This is a genomic window from Kitasatospora sp. NPDC058965 (assembly GCF_042741245.1).
Taxonomy (GTDB): Bacteria; Actinomycetota; Actinomycetes; order Streptomycetales; family Streptomycetaceae; genus Kitasatospora.
Map to the genome: position 1 here is coordinate 1 of NZ_JBHYKG010000365.1, position 7,891 is coordinate 7,891.

The 7,891-nt window shown below is 72.7% G+C and carries 8 protein-coding genes; 7 read left to right on the forward strand and 1 reads right to left on the reverse strand.

Going from position 1 to position 7,891, the window contains the following annotated elements; all coding sequences use genetic code 11:
- A partial coding sequence (locus ACFW1A_RS35665) for an urease subunit alpha (RefSeq protein WP_380416779.1) occupies positions 1-938 on the forward strand: 938 nt, incomplete at its 5' end.
- A 42-nt stretch (positions 939-980) separates the two neighbouring features.
- Here the strand turns inward: ACFW1A_RS35665 and ACFW1A_RS35670 are convergent.
- Positions 981-1,565 (reverse strand): TetR/AcrR family transcriptional regulator, encoded by a 585-nt coding sequence (locus tag ACFW1A_RS35670; RefSeq protein ID WP_380416782.1) that lies wholly within the window; start codon positions 1,563-1,565, stop codon positions 981-983.
- Positions 1,566-1,759: 194 nt separating this feature from the next.
- On the opposite strand from ACFW1A_RS35670, the gene ACFW1A_RS35675 reads away from it, so the two are divergent.
- The 6 genes from ACFW1A_RS35675 to ACFW1A_RS35700 form a co-directional block, all read left to right on the forward strand.
- Positions 1,760-2,923, forward strand: coding sequence for an agmatine/peptidylarginine deiminase (locus ACFW1A_RS35675; RefSeq protein WP_380416787.1), 1,164 nt, complete (start codon positions 1,760-1,762; stop codon positions 2,921-2,923).
- A 47-nt stretch (positions 2,924-2,970) separates the two neighbouring features.
- Positions 2,971-3,975 carry an agmatine/peptidylarginine deiminase gene (locus ACFW1A_RS35680; protein ID WP_380416791.1) on the forward strand — a complete coding sequence of 335 codons (1,005 nt, stop codon included), beginning with the start codon at positions 2,971-2,973 and terminating at the stop codon, positions 3,973-3,975.
- A 34-nt stretch (positions 3,976-4,009) separates the two neighbouring features.
- Entirely contained in the window at positions 4,010-5,656 is a 1,647-nt protein-coding gene (locus ACFW1A_RS35685) for an ABC transporter substrate-binding protein (protein ID WP_380416793.1), read from the forward strand.
- Complete coding sequence (locus tag ACFW1A_RS35690) at positions 5,653-6,612, forward strand: ABC transporter permease (RefSeq protein WP_380416796.1); 960 nt, start codon at positions 5,653-5,655, stop codon at positions 6,610-6,612. Before ACFW1A_RS35685 ends, ACFW1A_RS35690 begins: the two co-directional genes overlap by 4 nt.
- Positions 6,609-7,463, forward strand: coding sequence for an ABC transporter permease (locus ACFW1A_RS35695; protein WP_380416798.1), 855 nt, complete (start codon positions 6,609-6,611; stop codon positions 7,461-7,463). The genes ACFW1A_RS35690 and ACFW1A_RS35695 overlap by 4 nt, the downstream gene beginning before the upstream one ends.
- On the forward strand, positions 7,460-7,891 hold a 432-nt coding region (locus tag ACFW1A_RS35700), incomplete at its 3' end, for an ATP-binding cassette domain-containing protein (RefSeq protein ID WP_380416800.1). The genes ACFW1A_RS35695 and ACFW1A_RS35700, both read left to right, overlap by 4 nt.

Consider the following 7,891-nt stretch of genomic DNA (forward strand, 5'->3'; position numbering starts at 1 on the left):
CCCTCGCCGTGCTGGAGGGCCGCACCATCCACGCCTTCCACATCGAGGGCTGCGGCGGCGGACACGTGCCCAACGTGCTCAAGATGGCCGGCGTCGCCAACGTGATCGGCTCCTCCACCAATCCGACGCTGCCGTTCGGGCGGGACGCGGTGGCCGAGCACTACGGGATGATCGTCTCGGTGCACGCGCTCAAGACCGACCTGCCCGGCGACGCCGCGCTGGCCCGGGACCGGATCCGGGCGGGCACCATGGGCGCCGAGGACGTACTGCACGACCTCGGGGTCATCGGCATCACCTCGTCCGACGCGCAGGGCATGGGCCGGGCCGGCGAGACGGTGCGCCGCACCTTCGCCGTGGCCGGCAAGATGAAGGCCGAGCGCGGCCCGCTGCCGGGCGACGGCCCGCAGGACGACAACGCGCGGGTGCTGCGCTACGTCGCCAAACTGACCGTCAACCCCGCCATCGCGCACGGGCTCTCGCACGAGGTCGGGTCGATCGAGGTCGGCAAGCTCGCCGACATCGTGCTCTGGCGGCCCGCGTACTTCGGCGCCAAGCCGCAGCTCGTGCTCAAGGCCGGCTTCCCCGCCCACGGGGTGACCGGTGATCCGAACGCGGCCACCGAGACCTGCCAACCCCTGGTGCTGGGGCCGTTGTTCGGCGCCCACGGGGCCACCGCGGCAGATCTGTCGGTCGCCTTCGTCAGCGCGGCGGCGGCCGAGTCCGGCTCCACCGGGCAGCCGTACGACGGAATGACCACCCGCCGCCGCCGGGTCGCCGTGCGGGGCACCCGGGGGATCGGGCCGGGCGACATGGTGCGCAACCACCGCACCGGTCTGGTCGAGGTCGACCACCGCACCGGGCTGGTCTCGCTGGACGGCGACGCGCTGCGCTCCGAGCCGGCCGACAGCGTGCCGCTCAGCCGGTTGTACTTCCTCTGAGGCGGGACCGCATGACGGGCCGTCGGCTGACGGAATGTCCGGTCAGCCGACGGCGCCGGAGCCGCCCAGCTCCGTGTCGATGGCGCCCCGGACCAGCTGCCGGGCGTGGTCGAGGGGCAGCGACCCGCTGAGCCAGCGGGTGCTGAGCCCCTCGACCAGCGCGGTCAGCCGCTCCGCGGCGGCCGCGTGGGCCGGGGCCGTGCCGTCCGGCCGGGCCCGGGCCAACAGGTCCGCGATCTCGTACACCCAGGTGTGGGTGACCTTCGCCAGGTCCTCGCGCAGACCGGGCTCGAAGACGGCGGTGGCCCGCAACTCGCCCCAGGCGGTGCTGTTCTCCCGCACGTCGGCGGTGTCCTGCAGCTCCAGCATCAGCACCTGCTCCAACTCGGCGCGGGGGCCGCCCGGGTGCGCGCCGGGGTCGCGCTCGGCCGTGTACCGGTCGGCGCGGTCGCTGATGAACGCCAGCGTCTCGCGCAGCAGGCCGGCCCGGTCGGTGAAGTGGTAGTAGATCAGCGCGGTGGAGACCGCTGCCTCGGTGGCCAGTTCGCCCACCCGCAGTCCGCGCACGCCGCGGCGCGCGATGACGCGGGTGGCGGCCATGAGTATCTCGGTCCGACGGTCCAACATGGACGTTCACTCTACCTGACCCTGACTGGTTTTTCAGGGCACGTTCCGCATGCATCACCTGCACATCTCCACTGGCGTCCGGTTCGAGGCGAACCGGCAGCGTCAGCCCGCCTCCAGAGTCTTGACTGAATTTTCAGTTCGGTGAAGGATGCGGGGCACACCCCACCTCCCGTCACCCCCACCAGGGAGTTCCCATGGACCTGTCCGCCCCTTCCCGCCGCCGACTGCTCCAGTTCGGCGCGGCGGCCCTGCCGCTGGTCGCCCTCGGCGCGGTCTTCCCCACCACCGCCCGGGCCGCGGACCCGTCGGTCGCCGCACCGCGGCTGCGGATGCCCGCCGAGACCGACCCGCACGACCGCACCTTCATGGCCTGGCCCGCCCTGTCGTCCGTCTGGGGCAGCCAACTGCGGGCCGTGCGCAACGACATCGCCAACGTGGCGTACCAGATCTCCCGCTACGAGCCGGTGGTGGTCGTCGCCCGCCCCGGTCAGGCCGCCGACGCCCGGTACGCCTGCGGCTCCGGCGCCTCCTACGGCATCACGGTGATCGAGATCGCCAACGACGACCTGTGGATCCGGGACTTCGGCCCCACCTTCGTGGTCGCCCCCGGTGCGATCGCCGGTGTCGACACCAACTTCAACGGCTGGGGCAAGACCGGGACGCCGTACTACCAGCCGTTCGCCGAGGACGCCGCGGTCGCCGGCACGCTGCTCGCCCAGTACGGGGTGGACCGGATCCGGGCGCCGTTCACCGGCGAGGGCGGCGCGCTGGAGACGGACGGTCAGGGCACCCTGCTGGCCACCGTCAGCTCGCTGGTGAACCCCAACCGCAACCCCGGCATGAGCCAGGACCAGGTGGAGCAGGCGCTGAAGTCGACGCTCGGACTGGACAAGGTGATCTGGCTCGCCGGCCTGGCCGGCCAGGACATCACCGACGACCACGTCGACTGCCTGGCCCGGTTCACCTCGCCGGGCCGGGTGATCCTCGACAAGCCCGGCCCGGGCACCGACCAGACCTGGATCGACGTGTACCAGCAGGCCAAGCAGGTCCTGCAGGGCGCCACCGACGCCCAGGGGCGGGCACTGACCGTCATCGAGCTGCCCGGCCCGGACCGCGCGAAGATCCGCGGCACCGGCAAGGACTTCCTGTCCAGCTACACCAACTTCTACACGGCCAACGGCGCCGTCTTCGTCCCGCAGTTCGGCGACAGCTACGCCGACGGCACGGCCTACGCGATCCTCCAGGCCGAGTTCCCCGGCCGCGACATCGTCCAGCTCAACATCGACACCATCGCCTCCGGCGGCGGTGGCATCCACTGCTCCACCCAGTCCCAGCCGGCCGTTCCGCCCGCGCTGTGACCGGCGCCGATCCGCTGCGCCCCGCACCCGATCCGAAAGAGGTTCCCGTGAGTCACCGCATGCCCGCCGAGTGGACCGAGCACGAGCGCTGCCTGATGGCCTGGCCGGTCCGGCCCGACCTGTGGGGCGACACGCTCGCCGAGGTGCAGCGCGAGTACGCCGAGGTCGCCCGGGCGATCGCCGAGTTCGAGCCGGTCACGATGGCGGTCCCGCCCGGTCACGCGGCGGCGGCCGGCGAGCTGTGCGGCCCGGGCGTCGAGCTGGTCGAACTGCCGCTGGACGACTCCTGGTTCCGCGACAGCGGACCGATCCTCGTGCTGGACGGGGAGGGCCGGCGCGCGGGCGTCGACTTCCGGTTCAACGCCTGGGGCGGCAAGCACCACCCCTGGCAGGCCGACGACCGGGTGGCCGCCCTGCTGCTGGACCACCTCGGGGTTCCGGCGGTCCGCTCCGAGATGATCCTGGAGGGCGGTGCCATCACCGTCGACGGCGAGGGCACCCTGATCACCACCGAGCAGTGCCTGCTGCACCCCAACCGCAACCCGGGGATGAGCCGCGAGCAGATCGAGGCCGAGCTGCGCGACCGACTCGGCGTCACCAAGATCATCTGGCTGCCGTACGGCGGGCTGCTCGACACCGAGACCGACGGGCACGTGGACGGGGTCTGCGCGTTCGTCGCCCCCGGCAAGGTGGTCGTCCAGCTCCCGGCCGACCCGGCCCACCCCGACTACGTGCGGATGCGCGCCAACCGCGCCGTGCTGGAGCACTCCACCGACGCCCAGGGCCGCCCGTTCGAGATCGTCGAGCTGCCGCAGGCGGCCTTCGTCGAGGTCGACGGCAAGCGCACCGAGGTCGGCTACCTGAACTTCTACCTCGCCAACGGCGGCGTCGTGGTCCCGGTCGCGGACCACCCCGAGGACGAGGGCGCACTGGCCGTGCTGGCCGCGGCGTACCCGGGCCGCAAGGTCGTCGGCGTGCGGGCCCGGGTGATCGCCTACGGCGGCGGCGGCGTCCACTGCATCACCCAGCAGGTCCCGGCCGCCCGTGCCTGACACCCGACCCCCGAGACACCCCGAGGAGACCGCGATGCCCCGTGCCGGACGCGTGAGCCGAGTCGGCCGCACCACCCTGGCCGCCGCCACCCTGAGCGCGTTCGCGCTGGTGGCCGCCTGCTCCGGGCCGCCCGGCCGGTCCGGCGCCGGGCAGCAGACGACCGTTCAGCTCTCGGCCGGCACCCCGGCCGCCAAGGGCGAGCTCGACTCGTTCAGCTGGGCGACCTACGCCGAGCCGCCGACCCTGGACTACATCCAGGCGTTCGACTACCCGCAGAACACCATCCTCTCCAACGTCTGCGAGAGCCTGATGCGGTGGACGCCCGAGCTCAAGGAGGCGCCCGGGCTGGCCGAGAAGGCGAGCAACCCCGACCCGACCACCTGGGTCTTCGACCTGCGCGCGGGCGTCCACTTCCACGACGGCGGCGAGATGACCGCCGACGACGTGGTGTTCAGCCTGAACCGGCAGCTGAACCCGGACAACGGCGCGGCCTGGGCCACCGTCTTCCAGAACGTCGACACGATCAGCAAGACCGGCCCGCTCCAGGTCACGGTCAAGCTCAAGACCCCGGACTCCCAGTTCCCGCAGTACATGGCCACCGCCGCGGGCGTGGTCGCCAGCGCCGCCGGCGTGCAGGCGGCCGGCAAGGACTACGGCACCTCCGGGAGCCTGGACTGCACCGGCCCGTTCAAGCTCGGCACCTGGACCAAGGGCCAGTCGATCGAGCTCGACCGGTTCGACAGCTACTGGGGTGCCAGGGCCAAGTCGAAGAAGGTCGTCTTCGACTTCCTCACCGACCCGTCGGCCCGCACCAACGCGCTGCTCACCGGCGAGGTCGACGGCGGCTACCTGATCCCGTCGGAGAGCTACGCCCGGCTGCGCGCCAGCAGCGCCGGCACCCTCTACTTCGGCGAGGGCCTGAGCACCGTCAACGTCAACGTCACCACCATGCAGGGCCCGTTGGGCGACGTCCGGGTCCGGCAGGCGCTCTCGCTCGCCGTGGACCGGTCCGGCTTCGTCGCCACCGGCCTGGGCGGCGCCGGCACCGTGACCGACTCGCTCACCAGCCGGGCCGCCTGGGCCGGCGCGGACGACCAGGGCCGCAAGGCCGCCTTCGACGGCCTGCCGCCGACCGCGCAGGACATCGCGCGCGCCACCCAACTGGTCAAGGACGCCGGGGCGACCGGCAAGACCCTCACCATGGCCACCAGTTCGATCGGCCAGGACGTCTCGCTGCTGGCCACCGCGGTCCAGTCGGCCGGGACCAGGATCGGGCTGAACATCCAGCTCAAGACGATCGCCCCGAACGCGTTCACCGCCCTGTTCACCGACCCGAAGGCCCGCGAGGGCATCGACCTGTTCCCCGAGACCTACTACCTGTCCATCAGCGACCCGATGGACCTGCTGACCAACTTCCAGACCGGCGGCTACCAGAACTACGCCGGCTACAGCGACAAGGCCTACGACGACCTGGTCAAGCAGGCCACCGGCACCTACGACCCGGCGCAGCGCCTGGCCATCGAGGCCCGGCTCAACCAGAAGGCCGCCGACCAGGCGCTGTGGATCCCGGTGGCCGAGTGGCCGACCTCCGTCTTCCTGAACAAGCGGATCACCGGCGCCCCGACCACGATCGCCTACCTGTACTACCCGTGGGCGGCCGAGGTGGGGGCGGCCAAGTGAGCTTCCTGAGATTCGCCGTGCGGCGGCTGCTGGAGATGGCCGCCACCCTGCTCGGCGCCTCCTTCGTGATCTTCGGTGCGATGTACCTGGCGCCGGGCGATCCGGCGAGTTTCCTGCTCTCCGGGCGGTCGGCCTCGCCGGCCGCCCTGGCGGCGATCGACCAGCAGTACCACCTGCACGACCCGTTCTTCGTCCGCTACTTCCGCTGGCTCGGCCAGGTGCTGCAGGGCGACTTCGGGCGCTCGATCGAGTACCGCACCGACGTCTCCAAGCTGCTCGCCGACCGGCTGCCGAGCACCCTGCTGCTGGTCGCGATGGCGCTGGTCCTGGTGCTGGCCGCCGGCCTGGTGCTCGGCTGGGTGGGCGCGGTGCGCGGCGGCGGCGGCACCGACTCGGCCATCCTGGTCGGCACCACCGTCGCGGTCGGCACCCCGTCGTTCGTCGCCGCGGTGCTGCTGCAGGGCCTGTTCTCGGTCCGGCTCGGCTGGTTCCCCACCGGCGGCACCGGGCAGGGCCTGGCGGACACGGCCTGGCACCTCACCCTGCCGGCCGTGGCGCTGGCGCTGTACCTGATCGGCATGCTGGCCCGGGTCACCCGGGCCGCCATGCTCGAACAACTGGACAGCGAGCACGTCACGGTCGCGCTCAGCCGGGGCGTGCCGCGCCAGCAGGTGATCTGGCGCCACGTCTTCCGCAACGCGCTGGGCACCGTGCTCACCACGGGCGGCCTGATCGTGTCGACCCTGATCATCTGCACCGTCCTGGTGGAGTCCGCATTCAGCATCGGCGGCCTCGGCCAGCTGCTCGAACTCGCCACCACCACCAAGGACTTCCCGACCGTGCAGGCCATCTCCCTGATCATCGTCGGGCTGTTCATGACGGTGAACCTGGTGGTGGACCTGCTCCACCCGCTGGTCGACCCGCGGGTCGCCCTCGGCGCCCGGAGGTCCGCATGACCACCGCCCTCACCCGCCGGCCCGGCCTGGCCCGGCTGCGCACCACCCGGCAGCCGCTGCGGCTGGCCTGCCTGGCCTTCGTCGCCCTGGTCGTGCTCGCCGCGCTGCTCGCGCCCTGGCTCGCGCCGAGCGACCCGAACGCGGTCGACCTGGGCAACGTGCTCGCCGGGCCGTCCGCCGACCACCTGCTCGGGGTGGATGCGGCCGGCCGCGACACCCTCGCGCGGCTGCTGCTCGGCGCCCGCACCTCGCTGCTCGGCCCGCTCGGGGTCGTCGTCTTCTCGACCGTGGCCGGCGTCGCCGTCGGCGTGACCGCGGGCTGGCGCGGCGGCTGGCTGGACTCGGTGCTGTCCCGCAGCACCGAGGTGGTCTTCGCCTTCCCCGGGACGCTACTCGCGATCCTGATCGTCGCGGTCTACGGCGAGGGGCTGCTCGCCCCCGTCGTCGCGCTGGCCATCGCCTACCTGCCGTACGTCTCCCGGCTGTCCCGCTCGCTCGTGCTCGCCGAACGGGAGCGCCCCTACGTCGCCGCCCACCAGGTGCAGGGCCACTCCTCCTGGCAGATCTGCCTGCGGCACGTGATCCCCAACATCGCCCCGGTGGTGCTGGCCCAGTCCACCATCAACTTCGGCTACGCCCTGATCGACCTCGCGGGCCTGTCCTACCTCGGGCTCGGCGTCCCCGCGCTGACGCCCGACTGGGGCCGGATGGTCTTCGACGGGCAGACCGCCGTGCAACGCGGCTACCCGCTGTCCGCGATCCTGCCCTGCGCCGCGATCGTGCTGACGGTCGTCGCCTTCAACGTCGTCGGCGAACGCTGGGCCGACCAGGTCGCCCGGAGGGACCGATGACCCACACCCTCGACATCCGCGGCCTGCGCCTGCGCCTGCCCGACACCGCCCGCCCGGTGCTCGACGGGGTGGACCTGCGGGTCGCGGCCGGCGAGACCGTCGCCCTGGTCGGCGAGTCCGGCTCCGGCAAGACCCTCACCTCGCGGAGCGTGCTGCGGCTGCTGCCGCCGCGGGCCGAGGCCGGCGGCAGCGTCCTGGTCGAGGGCGAGGACGTGCTGACGATGTCCCCGCAGCGGCTGCGCGCGCTGCGCACCGGCAAGGTCGCGATGATCTTCCAGGACCCGCGGGCCGCCATCAACCCGCTGCGGCGGGTCGGCGACTTCCTCACCGAGTCGGTGCGCTGCACCGGCACCATGGGCGCGGCGGACGCCACCCGGCGGGCGACCGAACTGCTGGCCGCCGTCGGCCTGTGCGAGCAGGTGCTGCGG

What these genes read in the sequence shown, in the direction of transcription:
- ACFW1A_RS35685 (WP_380416793.1), top strand. Translation starts at nt 4,010, where the DNA reads ATGCCCCGTGCCGGACGCGTGAGCCGAGTCGGCCGCACCACCCTGGCC.
- ACFW1A_RS35695 (WP_380416798.1), top strand. Translation starts at nt 6,609, where the DNA reads ATGACCACCGCCCTCACCCGCCGGCCCGGCCTGGCCCGGCTGCGCACC.
- ACFW1A_RS35675 (WP_380416787.1), top strand. Translation starts at nt 1,760, where the DNA reads ATGGACCTGTCCGCCCCTTCCCGCCGCCGACTGCTCCAGTTCGGCGCG.
- ACFW1A_RS35670 (WP_380416782.1), bottom strand. Translation starts at nt 1,565, where the DNA reads ATGTTGGACCGTCGGACCGAGATACTCATGGCCGCCACCCGCGTCATC.